The organism is Streptomyces sp. NPDC002619, assembly GCF_042889305.1.
Taxonomy (GTDB): domain Bacteria; phylum Actinomycetota; class Actinomycetes; order Streptomycetales; family Streptomycetaceae; genus Streptomyces.
On sequence record NZ_JBIAQV010000002.1, the window covers coordinates 122,289 to 146,902 of the forward strand.

The 24,614-nt window shown below is 70.2% G+C and carries 23 protein-coding genes and 1 tRNA gene; 14 read left to right on the forward strand and 10 right to left on the reverse strand.

Translation table 11 applies throughout. The features are described from left to right. Positions 1-149: 149 nt before the first annotated feature. The 6 genes from ACFYXB_RS04660 to ACFYXB_RS04685 all read left to right on the forward strand — a co-directional run bounded on the left by ACFYXB_RS04660 (position 150) and on the right by ACFYXB_RS04685 (position 8,465). The gene (locus ACFYXB_RS04660; RefSeq protein WP_389577672.1) at positions 150-2,657 is read left to right on the forward strand and encodes a bifunctional SulP family inorganic anion transporter/carbonic anhydrase; all 2,508 of its coding nucleotides are present in this window, start codon (positions 150-152) and stop codon (positions 2,655-2,657) included. 394 nt (positions 2,658-3,051) lie between these two features. Continuing rightward, positions 3,052-5,007 carry an acetate--CoA ligase gene (acs, locus tag ACFYXB_RS04665; RefSeq protein WP_389577675.1) on the forward strand — a complete coding sequence of 652 codons (1,956 nt, stop codon included), beginning with the start codon at positions 3,052-3,054 and terminating at the stop codon, positions 5,005-5,007. A gap of 194 nt (positions 5,008-5,201) precedes the next feature. Continuing rightward, a complete protein-coding gene (nhaA, locus tag ACFYXB_RS04670; protein WP_389577678.1) occupies positions 5,202-6,638 on the forward strand; it encodes a Na+/H+ antiporter NhaA in 1,437 nt (478 codons plus the stop codon). A 90-nt stretch (positions 6,639-6,728) separates the two neighbouring features. After that, complete coding sequence (locus tag ACFYXB_RS04675; protein WP_389577680.1) at positions 6,729-7,217, forward strand: phage holin family protein; 489 nt, start codon at positions 6,729-6,731, stop codon at positions 7,215-7,217. Then, positions 7,214-8,137 (forward strand): alpha/beta fold hydrolase, encoded by a 924-nt coding sequence (locus tag ACFYXB_RS04680; RefSeq protein WP_388499908.1) that lies wholly within the window; start codon positions 7,214-7,216, stop codon positions 8,135-8,137. The genes ACFYXB_RS04675 and ACFYXB_RS04680 overlap by 4 nt, the downstream gene beginning before the upstream one ends. Positions 8,138-8,285: 148 nt before the next feature. Next, on the forward strand, positions 8,286-8,465 hold the full coding sequence (locus tag ACFYXB_RS04685) for a hypothetical protein (RefSeq protein ID WP_389577684.1): 180 nt from the start codon (positions 8,286-8,288) through the stop codon (positions 8,463-8,465). A gap of 45 nt (positions 8,466-8,510) precedes the next feature. On the opposite strand, the gene ACFYXB_RS04690 is transcribed toward ACFYXB_RS04685, so the two are convergent. From ACFYXB_RS04690 to nth, 3 genes are all read right to left on the reverse strand, one after another. Then, positions 8,511-9,710, reverse strand: a complete 1,200-nt coding sequence (locus ACFYXB_RS04690) for a MarP family serine protease (RefSeq protein WP_389577687.1) — start codon at positions 9,708-9,710, stop codon at positions 8,511-8,513. A 13-nt stretch (positions 9,711-9,723) separates the two neighbouring features. Continuing rightward, a complete protein-coding gene (locus ACFYXB_RS04695) occupies positions 9,724-10,443 on the reverse strand; it encodes an NUDIX hydrolase (protein WP_389577690.1) in 720 nt (239 codons plus the stop codon). A gap of 97 nt (positions 10,444-10,540) precedes the next feature. Continuing rightward, on the reverse strand, positions 10,541-11,446 hold the full coding sequence (nth, locus tag ACFYXB_RS04700) for an endonuclease III (protein ID WP_389577693.1): 906 nt from the start codon (positions 11,444-11,446) through the stop codon (positions 10,541-10,543). A gap of 344 nt (positions 11,447-11,790) precedes the next feature. On the opposite strand from nth, the gene ACFYXB_RS04705 reads away from it, so the two are divergent. Both ACFYXB_RS04705 and ACFYXB_RS04710 read left to right on the forward strand, forming a co-directional pair. Further along, the gene (locus tag ACFYXB_RS04705) at positions 11,791-12,465 is read left to right on the forward strand and encodes a Crp/Fnr family transcriptional regulator (RefSeq protein WP_351355210.1); all 675 of its coding nucleotides are present in this window, start codon (positions 11,791-11,793) and stop codon (positions 12,463-12,465) included. Positions 12,466-12,603: 138 nt separating this feature from the next. Beyond that, positions 12,604-13,425, forward strand: a complete 822-nt coding sequence (locus ACFYXB_RS04710; protein ID WP_389577696.1) for a nucleotidyltransferase domain-containing protein — start codon at positions 12,604-12,606, stop codon at positions 13,423-13,425. Between the two features lie 18 nt (positions 13,426-13,443). Here the strand turns inward: ACFYXB_RS04710 and ACFYXB_RS04715 are convergent, their stop codons facing one another. From ACFYXB_RS04715 to ACFYXB_RS04730, 4 genes are all read right to left on the reverse strand, one after another. Continuing rightward, entirely contained in the window at positions 13,444-14,274 is an 831-nt protein-coding gene (locus tag ACFYXB_RS04715) for an MBL fold metallo-hydrolase (protein ID WP_351355212.1), read from the reverse strand. Beyond that, a complete protein-coding gene (locus ACFYXB_RS04720; protein ID WP_351355215.1) occupies positions 14,271-15,158 on the reverse strand; it encodes an NUDIX hydrolase in 888 nt (295 codons plus the stop codon). Before ACFYXB_RS04720 ends, ACFYXB_RS04715 begins: the two co-directional genes overlap by 4 nt. Positions 15,159-15,471: 313 nt before the next feature. Then, positions 15,472-15,936: a RidA family protein gene (locus ACFYXB_RS04725; protein ID WP_351355218.1), complete on the reverse strand. Its 465-nt coding sequence runs from the start codon at positions 15,934-15,936 to the stop codon at positions 15,472-15,474. Next, a complete protein-coding gene (locus tag ACFYXB_RS04730; RefSeq protein ID WP_121891618.1) occupies positions 15,933-16,094 on the reverse strand; it encodes a DUF4177 domain-containing protein in 162 nt (53 codons plus the stop codon). Before ACFYXB_RS04730 ends, ACFYXB_RS04725 begins: the two co-directional genes overlap by 4 nt. 72 nt (positions 16,095-16,166) lie before the next feature. Between ACFYXB_RS04730 and ACFYXB_RS04735 the strand changes: the two genes are divergently transcribed. After that, positions 16,167-17,144, forward strand: coding sequence for an ArsA family ATPase (locus ACFYXB_RS04735; RefSeq protein ID WP_389577700.1), 978 nt, complete (start codon positions 16,167-16,169; stop codon positions 17,142-17,144). Next, positions 17,141-18,454 (forward strand): ArsA family ATPase, encoded by a 1,314-nt coding sequence (locus ACFYXB_RS04740; RefSeq protein ID WP_389577703.1) that lies wholly within the window; start codon positions 17,141-17,143, stop codon positions 18,452-18,454. The genes ACFYXB_RS04735 and ACFYXB_RS04740 overlap by 4 nt, the downstream gene beginning before the upstream one ends. Before the next feature lie 14 nt (positions 18,455-18,468). Here the strand turns inward: ACFYXB_RS04740 and wblA are convergent, their stop codons facing one another. Further along, positions 18,469-18,807 carry a transcriptional regulator WblA gene (gene wblA / locus ACFYXB_RS04745; RefSeq protein WP_018547931.1) on the reverse strand — a complete coding sequence of 113 codons (339 nt, stop codon included), beginning with the start codon at positions 18,805-18,807 and terminating at the stop codon, positions 18,469-18,471. Between the two features lie 439 nt (positions 18,808-19,246). On the opposite strand from wblA, the gene ACFYXB_RS04750 reads away from it, so the two are divergent. After that, positions 19,247-21,490, forward strand: coding sequence for a transglycosylase domain-containing protein (locus ACFYXB_RS04750; RefSeq protein WP_389577707.1), 2,244 nt, complete (start codon positions 19,247-19,249; stop codon positions 21,488-21,490). Between the two features lie 87 nt (positions 21,491-21,577). Here ACFYXB_RS04750 and ACFYXB_RS04755 read toward each other — a convergent pair whose 3' ends face one another. After that, the gene (locus ACFYXB_RS04755) at positions 21,578-22,045 is read right to left on the reverse strand and encodes a GatB/YqeY domain-containing protein (RefSeq protein WP_389577710.1); all 468 of its coding nucleotides are present in this window, start codon (positions 22,043-22,045) and stop codon (positions 21,578-21,580) included. A 167-nt stretch (positions 22,046-22,212) separates the two neighbouring features. Here ACFYXB_RS04755 and ACFYXB_RS04760 point away from each other — a divergent pair, with 167 nt between their 5' ends. The 3 genes from ACFYXB_RS04760 (at position 22,213) to ACFYXB_RS04770 (ending at position 24,133) form a co-directional block, all read left to right on the forward strand. After that, positions 22,213-23,139 carry a metallophosphoesterase gene (locus tag ACFYXB_RS04760; RefSeq protein ID WP_389577713.1) on the forward strand — a complete coding sequence of 309 codons (927 nt, stop codon included), beginning with the start codon at positions 22,213-22,215 and terminating at the stop codon, positions 23,137-23,139. A 95-nt stretch (positions 23,140-23,234) separates the two neighbouring features. Further along, complete coding sequence (locus ACFYXB_RS04765; RefSeq protein WP_351357971.1) at positions 23,235-24,026, forward strand: Pr6Pr family membrane protein; 792 nt, start codon at positions 23,235-23,237, stop codon at positions 24,024-24,026. A gap of 33 nt (positions 24,027-24,059) precedes the next feature. Then, positions 24,060-24,133 (forward strand) — tRNA-Pro (locus ACFYXB_RS04770). Positions 24,134-24,381: 248 nt separating this feature from the next. Here the strand turns inward: ACFYXB_RS04770 and ACFYXB_RS04775 are convergent. Next, the gene (locus ACFYXB_RS04775; RefSeq protein WP_389577716.1) at positions 24,382-24,606 is read right to left on the reverse strand and encodes a bifunctional DNA primase/polymerase; all 225 of its coding nucleotides are present in this window, start codon (positions 24,604-24,606) and stop codon (positions 24,382-24,384) included. Positions 24,607-24,614: the final 8 nt, after the last annotated feature.

The following is a 24,614-nucleotide window of genomic DNA, read 5'->3' on the forward strand; positions in this document are numbered from 1 at the left end:
TTGGCCTTTACTCTGCATTACGATTCATTTACTGAGCGTTGATTCATCCCGCCGCAGCACGCCGTGACCCACGGCCGCGACTCACCCCCGTTCCCGACGGGGGACCACCCCTTCCGCGACCGCGCTGCCCCGGAGGAGACGGGAAAAAAATGTCAGCCTGCGTCCACACCCGATGCCAGGCCCTCGGCCTCGCCCGAGCCATCAGACTCCACACCGCCAACCCGAGCCGTACGAAGCGGAACCACCCTCCGCACAGCCCGCCCCCGACCCCACCCCGGCGCCGCGGCATCGCGGGCGCCGACGTGTCCGCGGCGATCGCGGTCTTCCTGATCGCCCTGCCGCTGTCCCTCGGTATCGCCCTCGCCACCGGCGCCCCGCTCCAGGCCGGCCTGGTGGCCGCAGCCGTCGGCGGACTCGTCGCCGGACGCCTGGGCGGCTGCCCGCTCCAGGTCAGCGGCCCCGCCGCAGGACTCACGGTCGTCACCGCCGACCTGATCCACCAGTACGGCTGGCGTACGACGTGCGCCATCACCGTCCTCGCCGGACTCGCCCAACTGGGCCTGGGCTGGCTGCGCGTGGCCCGCTCCGCGCTCGCCGTCAGCCCCGCCGTGGTGCACGGCATGCTCGCCGGCATCGGCGTCACCATCGCCGTCGCCCAGCTGCACATCGTCCTCGGCGGCACACCGCAGAGCTCCGTCATCGACAACGCCCTCGCGCTGCCCGCCCAGTTGGCGAACCTGCACCCCGCGGCGGTGTCGATGAGTGCCCTGACCCTGGCCGTGCTGATGGTGTGGCCCCGGATTCCCGGGCGCGCCGGACGTGTCGCGCGGAAGATCCCGGCCGCCCTCGTCGCCGTCGCCGCGGCCACCGCAGTCGCCTCGGTCACCGGGCTGCGCCTGGCCCGCGTCGATCTGCCCTCCTGGTCCAACCACGCCCTTCCGCAACTGCCCGAGGGTCCGGTGCTGGGCATCGCGACCGCCGTCCTCACCATCACGCTGGTCGCCGGCGTGGAGTCGCTGCTGTCCGCCGTGGCCGTCGACAAGCTGACGACCGCCCGCGGCGGACCGCCCGTGCCTCGCTCGGACCTGGACCGGGAACTGCGCGGTCAGGGCGCCGCCAACATCGTGTCCGGAGCCCTCGGCGGCCTGCCCGTCACCGGGGTTGCGGTGCGCAGCGCGGCGAATGTGCATTCCGGTGCCGTGAGCCGGAACTCCACGATGCTGCACGGCGTTCTCGTAGTAGTCGCCGCGCTGCTGATGGTCCCGATCCTGGATCTCATCCCACTCGCCTCACTCGCCGCCCTGGTGATGGCCGTCGGCATCCAGATGGTGTCCCTGCACCACATCCGCACGGTGACCCGCCACAGAGAAGTGCCGGTGTACGCCGTCACCACACTCGGCGTGGTGTTCCTCGGCGTGCTGGAGGGCGTGGCGCTCGGGGTCGCCGTGGCCGTCGCCGTCGCCCTGCACCGCCTCGCCCGCACCCGCATCACGCACGAAGAGATGGAAGGTGTCCATCACGTACATGTAAGAGGGCAGTTGACATTCCTCGCCGTGCCCCGCCTGAGCCGGGCCCTGCATCGCGTACCCCAAGGCGCCCACGCCGTCGTGGAGTTGGACGGTTCGTTCATGGACCACGCGGCGTACGAGTCACTGCAGGACTGGCGGGCCGCGCACACTGGACAGGGCGGTGCCGTCGAGCTGACCGGCTGCCGCACCGGGCTGCGGACCCCCGAGCCGACGGCTTCGACCGAGTGCCGTTGCCGGCCGTGGACGCCGTGGCGCAACCACCAGTGCGACATGCCGTCCGGCGGCCGGGCGAGCGTCGGTACGACCGGGCAACCGGAACCTGGCGGCACCGGGCACCCGGACGGAGCGCCCGACCCCGGCGCCGACAACGGGACCGGCACGGGCACAGGCACAGGCACAGGCACCGAGGCCAAGGTCGATGCCACTTCCGGCAGCCATGAACTCGCCCGTGGCATCAGCGCGTTCCAGCGCAACACCGCGCCCCTGGTGCGGAGTGAGCTGGCGCGGTTGGCGCGGGAGGGACAGGAGCCGTCCCAGCTGTTCCTCACCTGTGCCGACTCACGGCTCGTCACGTCGATGATCACCTCCAGCGGTCCCGGCGACCTCTTCGTCGTCCGCAATGTCGGCAACCTGGTGCCCTTGCCGGGCGAGGAGAGTGGCGACGACTCGGTGGCGGCGGCGATCGAGTACGCGGTGGACGTGCTGAAGGTGCGGTCCATCACGGTGTGCGGGCACTCCGGGTGCGGGGCCATGCAGGCACTGCTCAGCTCCGAGCCCGGGGGCGGGCGCACACCGCTCGCGCGGTGGCTGCGACACGGGCTGCCGAGCCTGCGGCGGATGGCCGACGGCGACCGGCCCTGGGCACGGCTGGCGGGGCGGGCCGCCGCCGACACGGTGGAGCAGCTCTGTCTGACCAACGTGGTCCAGCAGTTGGAGCATCTGCGCTCCCATGACTCGGTGGCACGGGCCCTGGAGGAGGGTGCGCTGGAGCTGCACGGGATGTACTTCCACGTGGGCGAGGCGCAGGCGTATCTGCTCGGCGGGGCGGATGCGGATGCTGCTGGGGACGAAGTGGACAAGGTGTTCAAGCACGTGTCGGGTGCGGAGGAGGTGCCCAGCCCGGCGTGAGCCGGCCGGATGCCCTCGGCGCGCGGTGCGGGCGGCCGCGCGCCGAGGGCATCCGCGCAAGGTGATGCGCTGATGGTGGCGACACGCCGGGGCGGGCAGCAGCGCGTCGGTGCGGTGGTGTGTTCCTGTGGCGCCGGTAGAACTCTTCGGAGAGCCGGGGTCACCTGCCGTGGGCAAGCCACCGTTATCCCTCGTCGCCCTTCCGCCGGTGGGCCTCGATGCGGTGGGCCTCGCCGCAGGGCTGAACTCCGGCCGGGTGGCGTCCGTGGGTAGAGGTAGCCCCGACCGCACACACAGGTCTAAACCAATTTCCGGTCGACCCTTGTCATCGGGCCCCCGGGTCTGATGAGCTGTGGCCTGGGACACAACGGACACCCTTCGAAAGGGAGATGTCGTGAGCAACGAAAGCCTGGCCAACCTGCTCAAGGAAGAGCGCAGGTTCGCGCCCCCCGCCGAACTGGCCGCGAACGCCAACGTGACGGCAGAGGCGTATGAACAGGCCAAGGCTGACAGGCTCGGCTTCTGGGCCGAGCAGGCCCGCCGGCTGACCTGGGCCGTGGAACCGACTCAGACGCTGGACTGGTCGAACCCGCCGTTCGCCAAGTGGTTCGAGGACGGCAGGCTCAACGTCGCGTACAACTGCGTGGACCGGCATGTCGAGGCAGGGCTCGGCGACCGGGTGGCCATCCACTTCGAGGGCGAGCCCGGCGACAGCCGAGCGATCACCTACGCCGAACTGAAGGACGAGGTCTCCAAGGCCGCGAACGCGCTCCTCGAGCTCGGGGTCCGGGCGGGCGACCGGGTCGCGATCTACATGCCGATGATCCCCGAGACCGCGATCGCGATGCTGGCCTCGGCCCGGATCGGCGCCGCGCACTCGGTGGTCTTCGGCGGCTTCTCGGCGGACGCGCTCGCGACCCGCATCCTGGACGCCGACGCCAAGATCGTCATCACATCGGACGGCGGCTGGCGGCGCGGCAAGCCGTCCGCGCTCAAGCCGGCCGTGGACGACGCGATCGCGCGCGTGGACAACGTGGAGCACGTCCTCGTCGTACGGCGCACCGGCCAGGACGTCGCCTGGAACGACGAGCGGGACGTGTGGTGGCACGAGATCGTCGAGCGGCAGTCGGCCGAGCACACGCCGGAGGCGTTCGAGGCGGAGCACCCGCTGTTCATCCTCTACACGTCCGGTACGACGGGGAAGCCGAAGGGCATCCTGCACACGTCGGGCGGCTACCTCACCCAGGTGGCGTACACCCACCACGCGGTCTTCGACCTCAAGCCGGAGACGGACGTGTACTGGTGTACGGCCGACGTCGGCTGGGTCACCGGCCACTCGTACATCGTGTACGGGCCGCTGGCCAACGGCGCGACCCAGGTCATGTACGAGGGCACGCCGGACACTCCGCACCAGGGCCGCTTCTGGGAGATCGTGCAGAAGTACGGGGTGACGATCCTGTACACGGCGCCGACCGCGATCCGTACGTTCATGAAGTGGGGCGACGACATCCCCGCGAAGTTCGACCTGTCCAGCCTGCGCGTGCTGGGGTCGGTCGGTGAGCCGATCAACCCCGAGGCGTGGATCTGGTACCGCAAGCACATCGGTGGCGACAAGGCCCCGATCGTCGACACGTGGTGGCAGACCGAGACCGGCGCGATGATGATCTCGCCGTTGCCGGGCGTGACCGAGACGAAGCCCGGCTCGGCGCAGCGGCCGCTGCCCGGCATCTCGGCGACCGTCGTGGACGACGAGGCCAACGAGGTGCCGAACGGCGGTGGTGGCTACCTGGTGCTGACCGCGCCGTGGCCGTCGATGCTGCGCACCATCTGGGGCGACGACCAGCGGTTCCTCGACACGTACTGGTCGCGCTTCGAGGGCAAGTACTTCGCCGGCGACGGGGCGAAGAAGGACGACGACGGCGACATCTGGCTGCTCGGCCGCGTCGACGACGTGATGCTCGTGTCCGGGCACAACATCTCGACGACCGAGGTCGAGTCGGCCCTGGTGTCGCACCCGTCCGTCGCCGAGGCGGCCGTGGTCGGCGCGGCCGATGAGACGACCGGGCAGGCCATCGTCGCGTTCGTGATCCTGCGCGGTACGGCCTCCGAGCACGACAACCTCGCAGGCGAACTCCGCGACCACGTCGGGGCCACGCTCGGGCCGATCGCCAAGCCGAAGCGGATCCTGCCGGTGGCGGAGCTGCCGAAGACCCGCTCCGGCAAGATCATGCGGCGTCTCCTGCGTGACGTCGCCGAGAACCGCCAGCTCGGGGACGTGACCACGCTGACGGACTCGACGGTCATGGACTTCATCCAGGCGAAGCTCCCGGCGGCGCCTAGCGAGGACTGAGTCCCCGATCGCCAAGGGGTGTCCCGCACCGGCGGGGCACCCCTTTTGCGCATAACGTGGAATTCACCCGCACTCTACCGATCGCACCTTAGGTAAAGTAAGCAAAGCGTTTTGGACGCGACAAGATCCTCAAGGTGCGCCGGGAAGTCTGGTCGGCATGTGCTCAGCCGTGCCCACCGACCGGAGGTCCCCCCGTGACCGCGCCCAGCACCCCCACCCGTCGCAAGATCTTCGACCGCCTCTCGCTGCCCGAGCGGACGTTCGTCACGGACGCGCTGCGCACCGAGACCGTCGGCGGTGTGCTGCTCCTGATCGCCGCGGTCTCGGCGCTGATCTGGGCGAACATACCGGCGCTGCACGACAGTTACGAGAACGTCGCCCACTACCACCTGGGCCCCGCGGCCCTCGGCCTCGACCTCTCCGTCTCCCACTGGGCCGCCGACGGGCTGCTGGCCGTCTTCTTCTTCGTCGCCGGGATCGAGCTCAAACGCGAACTCGTCGCCGGCGACCTGCGCGACCCCAAGGCGGCCGTGCTCCCGGTGGTCGCCGCGCTGTGCGGCATGGCCGTACCGGCGCTCGTCTACACCCTCACCGCCCTCACCAGTGGCGGCTCGACACAGGGCTGGGCGGTGCCGACCGCCACCGACATCGCCTTCGCGCTGGCCGTGCTCGCGGTCATCGGCACGTCCCTGCCCAGCGCCCTGCGCGCCTTCCTGCTGACGCTGGCGGTCGTCGACGATCTGTTCGCGATCCTGATCATCGCCGTCTTCTTCACCGACCGGATCGACTTCGCCGCGCTCGGCGGCGCCGTCGTCGGACTCGTCGTCTTCTGGCTGCTGCTGCGCAAGGGCGTGCGCGGCTGGTACGTGTACGTCCCGCTCGCGCTCGTCATCTGGGGACTGATGTACAACAGCGGCGTCCACGCGACCATCGCGGGCGTCGCAATGGGCCTGATGCTGCGCTGCACCACTCACAAAGGTGAGCAGCACTCCCCCGGCGAGCACATCGAGCACCTCGTGCGCCCCCTGTCGGCGGGACTGGCCGTACCGCTGTTCGCGCTGTTCAGCGCCGGGGTGGCGGTATCGGGCGGGGCGATTCGGGACGTGTTCACCGAGCCGGAGACGCTCGGAGTGGTGCTCGGGCTGGTCATCGGCAAGGCGGTCGGCATCTTCGGCGGCACCTGGCTGACCGTCCGCTTCACCCGTGCCTCCCTCAGCGACGACCTCGCCTGGGCCGACGTCTTCGCCATCGCCACGCTCGCCGGCATCGGATTCACCGTCTCGCTCCTCATCGGCGAACTCGCCTTCGAGGGCGACGCGGTGCTGACGGACGAGGTGAAGGCCGCCGTACTGACCGGGTCGCTGATCGCGGCCGTGTGCGCGACGGCGCTGCTGAAGCTGCGCAACGCCAAGTACCGCCGGATGTGCGAGGACGAGGAGCGCGACGAGGACCACGACGGCATCCCGGACATCTACGAGGAGGACGACCCGGCGTACCACCTGCGGATGGCGGGGATCTACGAGCGGAAGGCAGCCGAGCACCGGCGCATCGCCGCCGAACGGGCCGCGGAACGCCACGGACTTGCCGAAGTCGCGGGCGGGGCAGGCGAGGAGGACGACGGTCCGGCATGATCTGACGAGACGGTACAAAATACGGGACCATACGCAGTCAGGCAGAAGACGGAACCGTACGAGCGACGTACGCAGAAGAGGGAGACCGCGATGAGCGCACCCGACGGCAGCCCGGTCGGCGCCGAACGCAGCATCGGCCAGCTGTTCGCCTCCGCGACGACCGAGATGTCGGCGCTGGTGCACGACGAGATCGCGCTGGCCAAAGCCCAGCTCAAGCAGGACGTCAAGCGCGGTGTGGCGAGCGGCGGCGCGTTCTCGGTGGCCGGCGGGCTCCTGTTGTTCTCCCTGCCGATGCTCAACTTCGCGCTCGCGTACGGCATTCGGACCTGGAGCCACTGGAACCTCGCGATCTGCTTCCTGCTGTCCTTCGCGGCCAACGTGATCATCGCCGTCGTCCTCGCTCTGATCGGACTGGCCTTCGCGAAGAAGGCCAAGAAGAGCCAGGGCCCGCAGAAGGTCGCGGCGTCCGTGAAGGAGACGGCGGGCGTCCTGCAGAACGCCAAGCCCCACCCGCGTCCCGAGCTTCCGCAGGATCGGGTACCCGAGGCCATCGAGGCTGTGGCACGCTCGGCGTCATGACGGATCCCGCCGCCGCCTCGGCCGTACGCGCCGAAGGCCCCTGGACTCACCGGGACGTCGCCGCCAACGGCGCGCGCTTCCACATCACCGAGCTGGGCGACGGCCCACTCGTGCTGCTGCTGCACGGCTTCCCCCAGTTCTGGTGGACGTGGCGGCACCAGCTGACCGCGCTCGCCGACGCCGGGTTCCGGGCCGTGGCGATGGACCTGCGGGGCGTCGGCGGCAGCGACCGCACACCGCGCGGGTACGACCCCGCGAACCTCGCACTCGACGTCACCGGCGTGATCCGCTCGCTCGGCGAGCCGGACGCCGCGCTCGTCGGCCACGACCTCGGCGGCTATCTGGCGTGGACGGCGGCCGCGATGCGCCCGAAGCTCGTACGACGGCTCGCGGTCGTGTCCATGCCGCACCCCCGGCGCTGGCGCTCGGCGATGCTGCGCGACCCCCGGCAGAGTGCCGCGAGCTCCTACATCTGGGGGTTCCAGCGGCCGTGGATCCCGGAGCGGCAGCTCACCGCCGACGACGCCGCGCTCGTGGGCCGGCTGATCCGGGACTGGTCCGGGCCGCGGCTGCCGGACGACGCGGCGGTGGAGACGTACCGCCGGGCCATGTGCATCCCCTCGACCGCGCACTGCGCCATCGAGCCGTACCGCTGGCTGGTTCGCTCGCTCGCCCGGCCGGACGGCATCCAGTTCAACCGGCGCATGAAGCGGCCGGTGCGGGTGCCGACGCTGCATCTGCACGGCTCCCTGGACCCGGTACTGCGCACCCGCAGCGCGGCCGGTTCGGGCGAGTACGTCGAAGCGCCGTACCGCTGGCGGCTGTTCGACGGTCTCGGCCACTTCCCGCACGAGGAGGACCCGGCGGTCTTCTCCACCGAGCTGATCAACTGGCTCAAGGATCCCGAACCCGATCGGTGACCGGACGGGCACGGTTGGTGACCCTTCGATCGCGCCCGGTACCCGGATCTGAACGCCTGTCCTACGAACGGCCACATGCCCGGCGCATAGGCCAATTGAGGGACCCCGGGGCGGTTATCGACCTTGGGGCAGGGGCAGACGTCGGGGTATGGGCTGGACGCACGACTACAGTGACGCACCCCGCAACCGCCGCTCGTCCGGCGGTCTGAGCTCCCACCAGCGAGGCACCCCGCAGACGCCGGGCGCGGACCTCCGGGTGGGGATTCCGCGCATCCTGCGCCGCCGGGCCCGCTGGGTCTCGGTACGTCTGCGCCATCCGCGCGGCTGACGGCCTCCTGCGCGGTTCACGGTCTCCGCCGCGGCTGCCGGCCTTCTACAGGGCGCAGCTGTCGGTGCCGACCTGCTCGTTCGCCGTACGTCCCTTGGCGATGTCCTGCTGGATCTCGTCCGCCGTGAGCGCATAGCCGGTTTCGGCGTCGTCGAGGGACTTCGCGAACACCACGCCGTAGACCTTGCCGTCGGGCGTGAGCAGGGGGCCGCCGGAGTTGCCCTGGCGGACGATCGCGTACAGCGAGTAGACGTCACGGCGGACCGTGTCGCGGTGGTAGATGTCCGGGCCGTTGGCCGTGATGCGCCCGCGCACGCGCGCGGCACGGACGTCGTACGACCCGTTCTCCGGGAAGCCCGCGACGATCGCGCCGTCGCCGCTCGCCGCGTCCTTGGACGAGAACTGCAGGGCACGCGCCCTCAGGTCGGGTACGTCGAGGACGGCGATGTCGCGCCGCCAGTCGTACAGCACGACCCGGGCGTCGTACTTGCGGCCCTCGCCGCCTATCTGCACGGTGGGCTCATCGACGCCGCCCACGACGTGCGCGTTGGTCATCACACGGCGGTCGGCGAAGACGAAGCCGGTGCCCTCCAGGACTTTGCCGCAGCCCTGGGCCGTACCCATCACCTTCACGATGGACTTCTGTGAGCGGATGGCGACGGCGCTGCCCGCGAGGGCCGGGTCGGGCGGCCGGACGTCGGTGATCGGCTCGTTGGAGAACGGGCTGAAGACCTGGGGGAAGCCGTTCTGCGCGAGGACCGTGGAGAAGTCCGCGAACCAGGTGTCGGCCCGGTTCGGCAGCGCCCGCGAGACGCCCTGCAGCACCGAGGAGCTGCGGACCTCCTTGCCGAGCGTCGGCAGTGTCGTCCCGGCGAGGGCCGAGCCGATCAGCCAGGCGACCAGCAGCATCGCGACGACGTTCACCAGGGCGCCGCCGGTGGCGTCCAGGGCGCGGGCCGGGGACCAGGTGATGTACCGGCGAAGCTTGTTGCCGAGGTGGGTGGTCAGGGCCTGGCCGATGGAGGCGCAGACGATGACGACGACCACCGCGACGACGGCGGCGGTCGTGCTGACCTCCGCGTTGTCGGTGAGGGCGTCCCAGATGACGGGCAGTACGTACACAGCGACGAGACCGCCGCCCAGGAAGCCGATCACCGACAGGATGCCGACGACGAACCCCTGGCGATAACCCACGATCGCGAACCACACGGCCGCGAGCAGCAACAGGATGTCCAGCACATTCACGGCAGACACCCTGTCATGACCGCCAGTCGAGTGGGACCTGGTTCTCGCGGTCCCAGGGTCGCTCCCAGCCCGCGTAGTGCAGCAGGCGGTCGATGATCCCTGCCGTGAAACCCCAGACCAGAGCCGATTCGACCAGGAATGCCGGACCTCGGTGGCCGCTGGGGTGGACCGTGGTGGCTCTGTTCGCGGGGTCCGTGAGATCCGCCACGGGGACCGTGAAGACCCGCGCGGTCTCGTTCGGATCGACCACGCCGACCGGGCTCGGCGCACGCCACCAGCCGAGCACCGGCGTGACGACGAAGCCGCTGACCGGGATGTAGAGCTTGGGCAGCACGCCGAAGAGCTGGACGCCGGCGGGGTCGAGCCCGGTCTCCTCCTCGGCCTCGCGGAGAGCAGCCCGCAGCGGCCCGTCGGCCGTCGGGTCGCCGTCCTCGGGGTCGAGGGCGCCACCGGGGAAGGAGGGCTGGCCCGCGTGGGAGCGCAGGGAACTCGCCCGCTCCATGAGCAGCAGCTCGGGGCCGCGCTCGCCGTCTCCGAACAGGATCAGCACGGCTGACTGCCGCCCCGCCCCGTCCTCGGGCGGCAGGAAGCGGCTGAGCTGGAGCGGCTCGATCGTCTCCACCGCGTGCACCACCGGGTCCAGCCAGCCCGGCAGGCCCTCCTTGCTGACCGTCACCGGACCGTCCCTGCCGACCCTCACCGGGCCGTCCTGCGTATGGCTCTTGTGTGTCATGGCCACCCCCGTTCTGCCGTCTCCAACGCCCCGCGGGTCCGCGATCGTTCCAACCGGTCAACCCGTGTTGACCACAGCGGCCGCTCCGCCCGGAGCGTCACGCGGCCCCCAGGGGCGGCGCCGGTTTGCCGCCCGCGTCGAGGTACGACTGCGGTGGCTTGAGGCGCTGGCCCGGGAAACCGCCCTTCTCGTACTTCAGGAGTTTCTTCGCCTTCTCCGGATCGGTCTCGCCCTCGCCGTAGGCCGGGCAGAGGGGGGCGATCGGGCAGGCGCCGCAGGCTGGCTTGCGGGCGTGACAGATGCGCCGGCCGTGCCAGATCACGTGGTGGGACAGGTCCGTCCACTCGCTCTTGGGGAACAGCGCGCCGACGGCCGCCTCGATCTTGTCGGGGTCGGTCTCCTCGGTCCACTGCCAGCGCCGTACCAGCCGCTGGAAGTGCGTGTCAACGGTGATGCCGGGCCGCCCGAAGGCGTTGCCGAGCACGACGAAGGCGGTCTTGCGACCGACGCCGGGCAGCTTGACGAGGTCCTCCAGCCTGCCGGGGACCTCGCCGCCGAACTGCTCGGCGAGGGCCTTCGACAGCCCTATGGCCGACTTGGTCTTGGCCCGGAAGAACCCGGTGGGCCTCAGGATCTCCTCGACCTCCTCCGGGTTGGCGGCGGCCAGATCCTCGGGGGTGGGGTACCTGGCGAACAGCGCGGGCGTGGTCTGGTTGACCCTGAGGTCGGTGGTCTGGGCGGACAGGACCGTGGCGACCAGGAGTTGGAAAGCGTTCTCGAAATCCAGCTCGGGGTGGGCGTAGGGGTAGACCTCGGCGAGCTCGCGGTTGATACGGCGGGCTCGGCGCACCAGGGCGGTGTGCGACTCGTTGCGGCGCGGCTTGGTGGGGGTGGCCTTCGCGGCGGCTTTCTTGGCGGGCGGCTGTGCCTTCTTGGCCACCGTCTTCGTGGCTGCCGCCTTCTTCGCGGGCGCCTTCTTGGCCGCCGTCTTCTTGCCCGCCATCCTCTCCACAGGCGCCTTTTTCTCCGTTTTCACCCTTTCCTCACCGCCACCCGGGTCCTGTTCGCCCACAGCGGAATCACGACGTACAACCACCCGCCCAGCCCCCTTGGCCTGTGCTCTCACCGGCGATTTGGACACCCGGCCAGCCTAGAGCCCGGCACCGACATCCGCCCCGGACCCCGAAGATCAGCGCCCAATTGGACCCCTGCCGCTTACCTCGGCACACCTGTGCGGCATCCTTGTGACAGATCACACTGTTTGGACCGTCCAGCAAAATGGGGAGCACGGTCCCCTGGTACACGGGGGAGCAAGATCCCCTGAGCAGGTCGACAAGGAGAGAACTCGTGGACGACGTTCTGCGGCGCAACCCGCTCTTTGCGGCGCTCGATGACGAGCAGTCCGCGGAGCTGCGCGCCTCCATGAGTGAGATGACCCTCGCGCGTGGCGACTCCCTGTTCCACGAGGGCGACCCGGGCGACCGGCTGTACGTCGTCACCGAGGGCAAGGTCAAGCTCCACCGCACCTCCCCCGACGGCCGCGAGAACATGCTCGCCGTCGTCGGCCCCGGCGAGCTGATCGGCGAGCTGGCCCTCTTCGACCCGGGCCCGCGCACGGCGACCGCCACCGCGCTGACCGAGGTCAAGATGCTGGGCCTGGGCCACGGCGACCTCCAGCCCTGGCTGAACGTCCGCCCCGAGGTGGCCACCGCCCTGCTGCGCGCCGTCGCCCGCCGACTGCGCAAGACCAACGACGCCATGTCCGACCTGGTCTTCTCCGACGTACCCGGCCGTGTGGCGCGGGCCCTGCTGGACCTCTCCCGCCGCTTCGGCGTGCAGTCCGAGGAGGGCATCCACGTCGTCCACGACCTCACGCAGGAGGAGCTGGCCCAGCTGGTCGGCGCGTCCCGCGAGACCGTGAACAAGGCGCTGGCGGACTTCGCCCAGCGCGGGTGGCTCCGCCTGGAGGCGCGGGCGGTCATTCTGCTGGACGTCGAAAGGCTCGCCAAGCGGTCGCGGTGACCGTCCCTGGGGGCTGCCGCCCCCAGCCCCCGCGTTCGGCCTGAACGGCCTCGTCGTCAAGCGCCGGACGGGCTGATGAGTGCCGGCCCGCGCCGAAAATGAGCCGCTCCGGTCCTCCCGTCGCGGCACAGTGAGCGCATGGCCGAAACACTTCACCGTCCCGGTCTCGACGCGCAGGGATTCATCGAGCGCGAAGGCTCCCTCGCGCGCGTCCCAAGCGCCTTCCGCCCGGTCGTCGCCGCCGCTCGGGACCGGCTGCCGGACACCTTCGGCGCTCGGCTGCACAGCGCGTACCTCTACGGGTCGATTCCGCGCGGCACCGCGCGCGTGGAGCGTAGCGATCTCGATCTGCTGGTGGCCCTCCGGGAGGAACCGACCGACGCGGACCGGGAGGCCGCCCGCACGCTCGGCGAGACGGTCGACACGGAGTTTCCGCAGGTCGACGGGGTGGGCACGCTGCTGTACGACCGGGCGCGGCTGCTGAGCGAGCTGGAGCGGTACGACCTGGGGTGGTTCGTGGCCTGCCTGTGCACGCCGCTGCTCGGGGAGGACCTCGCCGAGCACCTGCCCCGCTACCGCCCCGACTCCCTGCTCGCCCGCGAGACCAACGGCGACCTCGCCCTGTTCCTGCCGCGCTGGCGGGAGCGGATCTCCGGCGCCGAGGACAGCGAAGAGGCCAGGCGGCCCCTCGTACGGTTCATGTCGCGGCACCTCGTCCGCACCGCGTTCACGCTCGTCATGCCCCGCTGGAACGGCTGGACCAGCGATCTGCGGGAGATGGCCGAGGCGTTCGCCGCTTACTACCCGCGGCGGGCGGCGCAGCTGCGGGCGGCGGCCGTACGCGGGTACCACCCGTGCGGCGATCCCGTCGTCCTGCGGTCGTACGTCGACGACCTCGGACCGTGGCTCGCCGAGGAGTACGCGCGCGTGCACGGCGTGAAGGCCCCGCGGCCCGACTAGAGGCCAACCAGAGGCCGACTAGATCAGCCCGTGGTCGCGCAGATAGTCCAGCTGGGCCCGGACGGACAGTTCCGCCGCGGGCCACAGGGAGCGGTCCACGTCCGCGTAGACGTGGGCGACGACGTCGGCGGGCGTGCGGAAGCCGTCCTCCACGGCCGTCTCCACCTGGGCGAGTCGGTGGGCCCGGTGGGCGAGGTAGAACTCGACGGCGCCCTGGGCGTCCTCCAGAACCGGGCCATGGCCCGGCAGGACCGTCTGGACGCCGTCGTCGACCGTGAGGGAGCGCAGCCGCCGTAGCGAGTCCAGGTAGTCGCCGAGGCGGCCGTCGGGGTGCGCGACGACCGTCGTACCGCGGCCGAGGATGGTGTCACCGGTGAGGACCGCCCGGTCGGCCGGGAGATGGAAGCACAGGGAGTCCGCGGTGTGGCCGGGGGCCGGTACGACGCGCAGCTCGAGGCCGCCGACGGCCACCACGTCCCCGGCGTCCAGACCCTCGTCGCCGAGGCGCAGCGCGGGATCCAGCGCGCGCACCTTCGTACCGGTCAGCTCGGCGAAGCGGGCTGCGCCCTCCGCGTGGTCGGGGTGGCCGTGGGTGAGGAGGGTCAGGGCGACGCGTCGGCCGGCCCGCTCGGCCGTGTCCACGACGGCGCGCAGGTGGGCGTCGTCCAGGGGGCCGGGGTCGATCACCACGGCCAGGTCGGAGTCCGGCTCGGCGACGATCCAGGTGTTGGTGCCGTCCAGGGTCATCGGGGAGGCGTTGGGCGCAAGGACGTTGACGGCCCGTGCGGTGGCGGGACCCGACACAACCTGGCCCCGCGGCTGGCCGGGCAGGGTTGCTGCGTCCGTCATGCGGGGCCTCCACCGGTCGGGGCGGTCGGTATGCGCTTGGTGAACTCGTCGTGGCCCGGCCAGGCCAGGACGATCTCGTCGTCCACGAGGCGGGCGCGGGCCAGGACCGGCGTCATGTCCCGCGCGGGCGCGGCGGCGAGCACCTCGGCGGCGGTGTCGTACGGGAACAGCTGACGCAGCGTCGCGATGGTGGGCGGCATCATCATCAGCTCGCCCTTGTCGTACCCGTCGGCGGCCTCGTGCGGCCGGATCCACACGGTGCGGTCGGCCTCCGTGGAGGCGTTGCGGGTGCGTTGGCCCTCGGGGAGGGCGGCGACGAAGAACCAGGTGTCGTAGCGGCGGGACTCGAACTCCGGGGTGATCCAGCGGGTCCAGGCGCCCAGCAGGTCGGAGCGCAGCACCAGTCCGCGGCGGTCCAGGAACTCGGCGAAGGACAGGTCGCGGGCGACCAGGGCGGCGCGGTCGGATTCCCAGTCCTCGCCGGTGGTGTCGCCGACGACCGAGTCGGGGGTGGGGCCGGCGAGCAGGACGCCCGCCTCCTCGTACGTCTCCCGGACGGCCGCGCAGACGATCGCCTGGGCGCCCCTCTCGTCGACGCCGAGCCGCTCTGCCCACCACGCGCGTGTGGGGCCGGCCCAGCGGATCTGGTGGTCGTCGTCGCGGGGGTCGACACCGCCGCCGGGATACGCGTACGCGCCTCCGGCGAAAGCCATGGAGGCGCGTCTGCGCAGCATGTGAACGGCGGGTCCGGAAGACGGGTCCGGCGAGTCCTTCAGCAGCAGCACCGTGGCCGCGCGCCTGGCGGGCACCGGCGTGAGGGTGCCTTCCGCGAGCGCGCGGATACGTTCCGGCCACTCCGGGGGATACCACTGCCCATTCGCCATGGGCGGAGGCTATCCCGATGTGCGCGAATGTTCGAGAGGGGTCGGTGGGGCAGGCCCTTCCGGGTCCGACGGGCAGGCCACAACGGCTCCGGCGGGCCAATCCTTGCCGATCCGAGGGCAGGCCCCGACGGCGCCAGCGGCGAGCCCCTGCCGATCCGCCGGGCAAGCCCTGCGCATCCAGCCGGCAATCCAAGCCCTACGGATCCAGTGGCCAGGCCCTTGCCGATGCGGCGGGCCGGCCTTCACCCATTCCGGCGGGCAGCCCGTTACGGCTCCCAGCCGACAGGCAGTAACGGGGCCGGCCAACAGGCCCTCACGCCTCCAGCTCGACCTGGATCTCGACCTCCACCGACGCGTCCAGCGGCAGTACCGCGACGCCAACCGCGCTGCGTGCGTGCACGCCCTTGTCGCCGAGGACCGCGCCCAGCAGTTCGCTCGCGCCGTTGATGACGCCGGGCTGGCCGGTGAAGTCGGCGGCCGAGGCGACGAAGCCGGTGACCTTCACCACGCGCGCGATGCGGTCCAGGTCGCCGGCAACGGACTTCACGGCGGCCAGGGCGTTCAGCGCGCAGACGCGGGCCAGGTCCTTGGCCTCTTCGGCGGTGACCTCCGCGCCGACCTTGCCGGTGACCGGGAGCTTGCCCTCCACCATCGGGAGCTGGCCGGAGGTGTACACGTACACGCCCGACCGCACGGCCGGCTGGTAGGCGGCCAGCGGCGGTACGACCTCGGGCAGGGTCAGGCCGAGTTCGGCCAGCTTCTCCTCGACCGCGCTCACGACTGCTTCTCCCGCTTCAGGTAGGCAACGAGCTGCTCGGGGTTGTTCGGTCCGGGCACGACCTGGACGAGCTCCCAGCCGTCCTCGCCCCAGGTGTCCAGAATCTGCTTCGTGGCATGGACGAGCAGCGGCACGGTTGCGTATTCCCACTTGGTCATGTGGCCGACTGTAGCCGCTGTTATCCACAGCCTCCCGCGTAGGCGTCGGTCGGACTGGTTAGTCTCGAAGACGTGAGCAGGCTCCAGGTCGTCAGCGGTAAGGGCGGGACCGGAAAGACGACGGTCGCCGCGGCCCTCGCGCTTGCCCTCGCCACCGAGGGGAAGCGGACGCTTCTCGTCGAGGTGGAGGGCAGGCAGGGCATCGCACAGCTCTTCGAGACGGAGGCGCTGCCCTACGAGGAGCGGAAGATCGCCGTCGCTCCCGGGGGCGGTGAGGTCCACGCCCTCGCCATCGATCCCGAACTGGCCCTTCTGGACTACCTCCAGATGTTCTACAAGCTGGGCAGCGCCGGCCGGGCGCTGAAGAAGCTCGGTGCGATCGACTTCGCCACCACCATCGCGCCGGGCCTCAGGGACGTCCTGCTGACCGGCAAGGCGTGCGAGGCGGTGCGGCGCAAGGACAAGTCAGGCCGCTTCGTCTACGACTACGTCGTCATGGACGCCCCACCCACCGGCCGCATCACCCGCTTCCTGAACGTCAACGACGAGGTGGCCGGCCTGGCGAAGATCGGCCCGATACACAATCAGGCGCAGGCCGTGATGCGGGTGCTGAAGTCGCCGGAGACCGCCGTGCACCTGGTCACACTGCTCGAGGAGATGCCGGTCCAGGAGACCGCGGACGGCATCTCCGAACTGCGGGCGGCGCGGCTGCCGGTGGGCCGGATCGTCGTGAACATGGTGCGGCCCCGGGTGCTGGACGCGGCCGACCTGGATCTCGTACGGACCGTGCCGCGCACCGCCGTCGCCCAGTCGCTCTCGGCCGCCGGCCTCGGCGGTGCGCGCCGCGGTGGCAACGCCGAAAGACTGGTGGACCCGCTGCTGACGCAGGCCGCGGAGTACGCGGAGCGGTACGCGCTGGAGCAGGAGCAGCGCGCGGCCCTGGGCGAGCTGGGCCTGCCGCTGCACGAACTGCCGCTGCTCGCCGAGGGCATGGACCTGGCGGGGCTGTACGAACTCGCCACCGAGCTGCGGAAGCAGGGGATGTCATGAGTCCGGACCCGGCCCACAAGAAGGACGCCGCCCGCCATCGTCTCTCCCCCGCACGCGTGCTGGACGTCGACGAACTGCTCGACGACCCGAAAACCCGGATCGTGGTGTGCTGCGGTTCGGGCGGCGTCGGCAAGACCACGACCGCGGCGGCACTGGGACTACGGGCGGCCGAACGGGGCCGCAAGGTGGTCGTCCTGACGATCGACCCGGCCCGGCGTCTCGCCCAGTCCATGGGCATCGACTCGCTGGACAATGTGCCGCGCCGGGTGAAAGGCACGGACGGCAAGGGCGAACTGCACGCCATGATGCTCGACATGAAGCGCACCTTCGACGAGGTCGTCGAGGCGCATGCGGACTCCGAGCGGGCGGCCGCGATCCTGGCCAACCCCTTCTACCAGTCGCTCTCTGCGGGCTTCGCGGGCACGCAGGAGTACATGGCGATGGAGAAGCTGGGGCAGCTGCGGGCCAGGGACGAATGGGACCTCATCGTCGTCGACACACCGCCGTCCCGGTCGGCGCTGGACTTCCTGGACGCGCCGAAGCGGCTCGGTTCCTTCCTGGACGGGCGGCTGATCCGGCTGTTGACGGCTCCCGCCAAGCTGGGCGGGCGCGCGGGCATGGCCTTCCTCAACGTCGGAATGTCGATCATGACCGGCACGCTGGGCAAGCTGCTCGGCGGTCAGCTGCTGAAGGACGTACAGACGTTCGTGGCCGCGATGGACACGACGTTCGGCGGGTTCCGTACGCGCGCGGACGCGACGTACAAACTGCTTCAGGCGCCCGGTACCGCGTTCCTGGTGGTGGCGGCCCCGGAGCGGGACGCGCTGCGCGAGGCCGCGTACTTCGTGGAGCGGCTGGCCGCGGAGGACATGCCGCTCGTCGGACTGGTGCTCAACCGGGTCCACGGCAGCGGCGCCGACCGGCTGTCGGCCGAGCGGGCGCTCGCCGCCGCGGAAAATCTTGAGGAGCCCCGCATTGTGGATCAGGGTGGCGGGAAAGCTGGACTTCGTAACTCTCCCGACACGTACGGCAATTCAGAATCTCCCGCATCCGAGCGCCATTCCCCCGGCGCGGAGCGGGACATCGACCAGCTCACCGCAGGCCTGTTGAGGCTGCACGCCGATCGCATGCAGTTGCTCTCCCGTGAACAGCGCACGCGTGACCGCTTCACCGCCCGGCACCCCGAGGTGGCCGTGGTGGAAGTGGCCGCGCTGCCCGGCGATGTGCACGACCTCGCAGGACTGCGGGACATCGGGGACCGGCTCGCGGCCAACCGGCCGGAGCTGCCCGAAACACCTACCGAGGCGTGAGGGCAGGCGCCCCCTCAGCTGACCGCCGCGTAGTTCTCGTACACCTCGTCGTTGTCGAGGGGCACGATGCCGGCTCCCCGCTCGTACTCCGAGCGCGCGGTCTCCAGGAGCCTGCGCCACGAGGTCACGGTGGGCCGCCGGCGCAGGAGTGCGCGGCGCTCCCGCTCCGTCATGCCTCCCCACACGCCGAACTCGACGCGGTTGTCCAGCGCGTCGGCCAGGCATTCGGTGCGTACCGGACATCCGGTGCACACCGCCTTGGCCCTGTTCTGCGCTGCTCCCTGAACGAACAGTTCATCCGGATCGGTAGTGCGGCAGGCGGCCTGCGCACTCCAGTCGGTAACCCAGCCCATACCGGCGCCGTCCTCTCCCGAATCGAGGCTCCCCCACGGCGGCAGCGGCATATTCACCGCCGCCAGTTGAGGACGTTACGGAAGGTGGGCACAGCGCAACACCCCCTTCGGGCCCAATCTTGAATGGCCCGAACGGACTATGGGTAAGCGGCAGATCACCCGCGGGAGTGAGCTGGCGACATGCGTGATCATCCCGGCAAACCAGGACAGCCGTGGTGCGCCACAACGGACGCCGGATGACACACGAGGCGAATTCGGACACGCCGTCAACACACCCCGACATGTCCGGCGGAGGATCCGTCGAAGAAAGTCGAGATGATCCGGAACGATTCGGGGTCGCCGGACGTATTGATACGTGGCCGCACTGCTGTGACAGTTGAGAGCAGCTTAGGCCAAGGCATATACGCGTGTCCGGCGAATGAGAACGTAGGCTGCCCTCATGCCAAAGAAGCGCTCGGGCGGTGGTCTGTCGCCAACGCAGCAGGCCGCCAAGTTCCTCGGTGTCAGTGTGCTCGCAGGAGCCGTCATGGCAGGCATCGCCCTGCCCGCGGCAGGCGCGCTCGGACTCGCGGCCAAGGGCTCGGTCCAGGGCTTCGACGAGATCCCCGCGAACCTGAAGAGCCCGCAGCTGAGCCAGCGGACCACGATCCTGGACAACCAGGGCGGCCAGATCGCCACGGTCTACTCCCGCGACCGTACGGTGGTCGACCTCAAGGAGATCTCGCCGTACATGCAGAAGGCGATCGTCGCCATCGAGGACTCGCGCTTCTACGAGCACGGCGCGATCGACCTCAAGGGCGTCCTGCGCGCCCTCAACAAGAACGCGCAGAGCGGCGGCGTCTCCCAGGGCGCCTCGACGCTCACGCAGCAACTGGTGAAGAACTACTTCATCGAGGAGGCCGGCGACGACCCGACCAAGGTCGCCCAGGCCACCCAACAGACTCTGGGCCGCAAGATCCAGGAGCTGAAGTACGCGATCCAGATCGAGGACAAGCTCGGCAAGAAGAAGATCCTCGAGAACTACCTGAACATCACGTTCTTCGGCGAGCAGGCCTACGGCGTCGAGGCGGCCTCCCAGCGCTACTTCTCCAAGCACGCCAAGGACCTCACGCTCCCCGAGGCCGCGCTGCTGGCCGGCATCGTCCAGTCACCGAGCCGGTACGACCCGGTCAACGACGAGGCAGAGGCGACCAAGCGCCGTAACACCGTGATCGCGCGCATGGCCGAGGTCGGGGACATCTCCCGGCAGGAGGCCGACAAGGCGATGAAGCAGCCGCTCGGCCTGCACCCCAGCCAGCCGAAGAACGGTTGCATCACCGCGGTCTCGGGCGCCGGCTTCTTCTGTGACTACGTGCGCGAGGTGTTCCTCAACGACCCGGTCTTCGGCAAGACCCGGGAGGCGCGCGCGAAGGTCTGGAACCAGGGCGGTCTGACGATCCGTACGACACTCGACCCGCAGGCACAGCGATCGGTCCAGTCGTCGATAAAGCAGCACGTGTACAAGAGCGACGAGGTGGCGACCGCCGCGACCGTCGTCGAGCCCGGCACGGGCAAGATCCTCGCGATGGGCCAGTCACGACCGTACGGCTTCGGGAAGGACGAGACGCAGATCAACCTGTCTGTGGACAAGGACTTGGGCGGCGGCCTGGGCTACCAGGTCGGTTCGACGTTCAAGCCGATCGTGGCCGCAGCCGCCATCGAGGGCGGCAAACCGGCGACGCAGGAGTACCCGTCGCCGTACGAGATGCCCTACCCGAGCCAGGTCGCCGCGTGCGACGGCAAGACCTGGCTCAACACCAAGCAGGCCAAGCTGACGAACGAGAACCAGGAAGAGCACGGGCCGTACGGCATGAAGGAGGCGACCGCCAAGTCGGTCAACACCTACTACGTGCAGCTCATCGGCGACATCGGCATCTGCCCGGTCACCACGATGGCGCAGAAGATGGGCGTGGCCCGCGCGGACGGCCGCAAGATCGACCAGGCGCCGTCCATCGCGCTCGGCACCCAGGAGATGTCCCCGCTGACCATGGCGAACGCGTACGCGACCTTCGCCTCGCGCGGCATGTACTGCACGCCGATCGCCATCGAGTCGATCACGCAGACCGTGGGCAGCGAGAAGAAGTCCTTCGATGTGCCGAAGTCGACCTGCTCGCGGGCGATGTCGGAGAACACCGCGGACACCGTCAACACGCTGCTGAAGGGCGTGGTCGAGGACGGCACGGGCCAGGAGGCCGGCCTCAGCAACCGGCCGAGCGCGGGCAAGACCGGTACGACGGACTACCGTTACGCGGCCTGGTTCGTCGGCTACACGCCGAACATGGCGGGGGCGGTCTGGGTCGGCGACCCGGCGCACAACCGCAAGATGGTCAACATCAGCATCGGCGGCGTCCCGCACGCCAAGGTGTACGGCGGTGAAGTCCCCGGACCGATCTGGCGCGACATGATGACCGGCGCGCTGGAGGGCAAGCAGGCCCCGGACTTCAACCTCGTCGACATCCCCGACCCCGCGAAGGACAAGGGCGACGGGCACAACGGCGACGGCAAGGGGAACAACGGCGGTAACGGCAACGGCGGCCTCTTCGGCGGCGCGAACGGCGGGGTCTTCCCGACGCCCTCGTTCTCCTTCCCCGGGGGCTTCGTCCAGGGGCAGACCGGGGGGACGAACGGGCGGAAGCACGGCTGAGCCGGAGCCTGAGCCGAGATCAGGGCCTACGGGGCCGCGCCCTTGAGCAGGGTGCGGCCCCGTTGCCGTATTGCTGTGCGGGGTGGCTCAGCCCTGGAGGAGCTTCTTGACCGCCGCCGCGACGCGGCCGCCCTCGGCCTGCCCGGCCACCTTCGGGTTCACGATCTTCATCACGGCACCGATGGCCCGCGGACCCTCGGCGCCGGCCGCCTTGGCCTCCTCGACGGCCTGGGCCACGATCGCGTTCAGCTCGTCGTCCGAGAGCTGCTTGGGCAGGTACTCGGCGAGGAGCTCACCCTCCGCCTTCTCCCGCTCGGCCTGCTCCGGGCGACCACCCTGCGCGAAGGCGTCGGCGGCCTCACGGCGCTTCTTGGCCTCCTTGGTGATCACCTTGAGGACCTCGTCGTCGGAGAGCTCGCGCTTCTCCCTGCCCGCGACCTCCTCCTTGGTGATCGCGGCGAGCGTCAGCCGGAGCGTCGAGGAGCGCAGCTCGTCCCGCTCCTTGATCGCGGCGTTGAGGTCGTCGTGAAGCTTCGACTTGAGCGTGGTGGTCATGGGGTCGATTGTCGCAGGTGTGCAGGCGCCGATGCCCCCTGATTTAGCCCACGGGCCCTGGGCGGGCCTCTTGCCGGGCCGTTGGCGAGGCACTTGGCGGAGGCCGTTGGGGAGCGGGTGGACGGTCCGGTTTCCGGGAGAGGCCGGGGTTCTGACACGATGGTCGTATGCGCGCGCGATACGGAGTACCCCTGGGAATCGTGGCGGCCGGCGCCGCCGGTCTGGTGTACGCGGCGGGCTTCGAGGCCCGCTCCTTCCGCCTCCGCCGGGTGACGGTCCCGGTCCTGCCTCCGGGCATGCGCCCGCTGCGTGTGCTCCAGGTCTCCGACATCCACATGGTGGGCGGACAGCGCAAGAAGCAGCGCTGGCTGCGCTCGCTGGCGGGCCTGCGTCCGGACTTCGTGATCAACACCGGTGACAACCTGTCGGACCCGGAAGGAGTCCCGGAGGTCCTGGACGCGCTGGGCCCGCTGATGGATTTCCCGGGCGCGTACGTCTTCGGCTCCAACGACTACTACGGCCCCAAACCCGGCAACCCCGCCCGCTACTTGCTGGAGAAGGCCAGCGGCCGGCACGGCCTGAACGGCAACGCCGCGGCCGTGGGCGCGATCCACAACCCGTGGGAGGACCTGCGGGACGGCTTCGACGCGGCGGGCTGGCTGAACCTGACGAACACCCGGGGCACGCTGAAGATCGAGGGCGTCGATGTCGAGCTGACGGGCCTGGACGACCCGCACATCAAGCGCGACCGCTACCTCCAGGTGGCCGGCGGCCCGTCGAGCACGGCTGACTTCTCGATGGGCGTGGTCCACGCGCCGTATCTGCGCGTCCTGGACGCGTACACGGCCGACGACTACCCCCTGATCCTGGCCGGCCACACGCACGGCGGCCAGCTGTGCATCCCCTTCTACGGCGCCCTGGTCACCAACTGCGATCTGGACACGGACCGTGTGAAGGGCCTGTCCACGCACACGGCTGAGGGCCGGACGTCGTACCTGCACGTCTCGGCGGGCTGCGGCACGAACCGCTACACACCGGTACGGTTCGCGTGCCCGCCGGAGGCGACGTTGCTGACGTTGGTGGGGCGGGACTAGCGGCGGCTGTACCGGGCGGGGCTGGGCTGGGCTGGGCGTAACCCAACCGGCTCGCCCGTATCGCCCCTTTTGTCGGCCCTGCTTAGCGTGAGGGCATGACGGCACCGATACCCAGGGACATGCCGGACCTGCCTCCGGTCCCCAGCACTTCCCCCCTGCTGCCCTCACATGTCCCGGCCACGGCGGTGGTGGAGCCCACCCGCCACCCCCTGACCGCGGTGTTCCGCCTCCTGACCGCCCTGACTGCGACGGTGGGCGTGACACTCGAGTTGCTACTGGGCTCCCCGGGCCGGATGCTGAGCTACTTCAGCGTCCAGAGCAACGCACTGCTGGCCGCGATCATGATCGCCGCAGCCCACCGGGCATGGACGGCACGCCGCCCCCTCTCGCCCTCGTTGACAGGCGCCACACTTCTCTACGTCACGACGACGGGCCTGGTCTACCACCTGCTCCTGGGCCACACGACGCCCCCGTTCTCCATGACCAGTGCGACGGAACCGCCGGCCGCCTGGCACGGCCAGTGGATCGCCCTCCAACTCCTCCACACGGTGACCCCGGTGGCGGCGCTCCTGGACTGGCTCCTGCTCACCACGCCGGGCCGCCTGCACCTGCGCCAGATCGCCGCGTGGCTCCTCTACCCCCTGGCCTACCTGGCCTTCTCCCTGGCCCGCGGCGAGCTCCTGATCCCGGGCACGGCCGACCGCTACCTCTACCCGTTCCTGGACGTCGACCAGCACGGATACCGCAGCACGCTGGCCAACGCCCTCCTCCTCGGCCTCGCCGTCTACGCCCTGGCGGTCCTCCTGGTCACCCTCGACCACGCCCGCCCGAACCCGATCCGCCGCCACGGCAAAACCGGATTTCGTCTCCAGCCACCAGTGGGCTAAAGTAAACGACGTCGCAGCGACAAGCAGCGACATCGGGGTGTAGCGCAGCTTGGCAGCGCGCTTCGTTCGGGACGAAGAGGTCGTGGGTTCAAATCCCGCCACCCCGACAGCTGAAACACCAGTTCAGGGCCGGTTTCCCTTCAAGGGGAAACCGGCCCTGACTGGCGTTCCGGGGTCTCTCGGGAGTGGTTGGGGAGTGGATCATGGAAATCCACTCCCCACCGTCACCCCAGACGCGCTCTCAGCAAGGCTGAGAGCACACGTACCGGGGACCGTGGATGCATGGCCAACCGTGCCTCCAACCCCTCCTCCCACTGTTCGGTCAGTTCGTCCATGAGCCGGTGGGAACGGAGAATTACAGGTGCCACCCGCCAGAGGGCGTGCATACGGTGTCGGTGGAGGGGACTTCGCGTCCGGCGCGTACGCCGAGCTCCGTGAGCTCGGTCTGCCCGACGAGGGTGCCTGGGCTGTCGCCGGACTTGGGCAGGTCCAGATCGACCACGAGCAGCCCGGCCGGGCCTGTGGCGATGCCGACGTTGACGTGGGCGGAACGCCGGAGCACCCGACGCTGGACGTGCACATCGGCGA

Excerpts from the sequence above, each read along its gene's own strand:
- ACFYXB_RS04660 (WP_389577672.1), top strand. The coding sequence starts at position 150 with ATGTCAGCCTGCGTCCACACCCGATGCCAGGCCCTCGGCCTCGCCCGA.
- ACFYXB_RS04675 (WP_389577680.1), top strand. The coding sequence starts at position 6,729 with ATGAGCGCACCCGACGGCAGCCCGGTCGGCGCCGAACGCAGCATCGGC.
- ACFYXB_RS04680 (WP_388499908.1), top strand. The coding sequence starts at position 7,214 with ATGACGGATCCCGCCGCCGCCTCGGCCGTACGCGCCGAAGGCCCCTGG.
- ACFYXB_RS04685 (WP_389577684.1), top strand. The coding sequence starts at position 8,286 with ATGGGCTGGACGCACGACTACAGTGACGCACCCCGCAACCGCCGCTCG.
- ACFYXB_RS04695 (WP_389577690.1), bottom strand. The coding sequence starts at position 10,443 with ATGACACACAAGAGCCATACGCAGGACGGCCCGGTGAGGGTCGGCAGG.
- nth (WP_389577693.1), bottom strand. The coding sequence starts at position 11,446 with ATGGCGGGCAAGAAGACGGCGGCCAAGAAGGCGCCCGCGAAGAAGGCG.
- ACFYXB_RS04710 (WP_389577696.1), top strand. The coding sequence starts at position 12,604 with ATGGCCGAAACACTTCACCGTCCCGGTCTCGACGCGCAGGGATTCATC.
- ACFYXB_RS04715 (WP_351355212.1), bottom strand. The coding sequence starts at position 14,274 with ATGACGGACGCAGCAACCCTGCCCGGCCAGCCGCGGGGCCAGGTTGTG.
- ACFYXB_RS04720 (WP_351355215.1), bottom strand. The coding sequence starts at position 15,158 with ATGGCGAATGGGCAGTGGTATCCCCCGGAGTGGCCGGAACGTATCCGC.
- ACFYXB_RS04730 (WP_121891618.1), bottom strand. The coding sequence starts at position 16,094 with ATGACCAAGTGGGAATACGCAACCGTGCCGCTGCTCGTCCATGCCACG.
- ACFYXB_RS04740 (WP_389577703.1), top strand. The coding sequence starts at position 17,141 with ATGAGTCCGGACCCGGCCCACAAGAAGGACGCCGCCCGCCATCGTCTC.
- wblA (WP_018547931.1), bottom strand. The coding sequence starts at position 18,807 with ATGGGCTGGGTTACCGACTGGAGTGCGCAGGCCGCCTGCCGCACTACC.
- ACFYXB_RS04750 (WP_389577707.1), top strand. The coding sequence starts at position 19,247 with ATGCCAAAGAAGCGCTCGGGCGGTGGTCTGTCGCCAACGCAGCAGGCC.
- ACFYXB_RS04755 (WP_389577710.1), bottom strand. The coding sequence starts at position 22,045 with ATGACCACCACGCTCAAGTCGAAGCTTCACGACGACCTCAACGCCGCG.
- ACFYXB_RS04760 (WP_389577713.1), top strand. The coding sequence starts at position 22,213 with ATGCGCGCGCGATACGGAGTACCCCTGGGAATCGTGGCGGCCGGCGCC.
- ACFYXB_RS04765 (WP_351357971.1), top strand. The coding sequence starts at position 23,235 with ATGACGGCACCGATACCCAGGGACATGCCGGACCTGCCTCCGGTCCCC.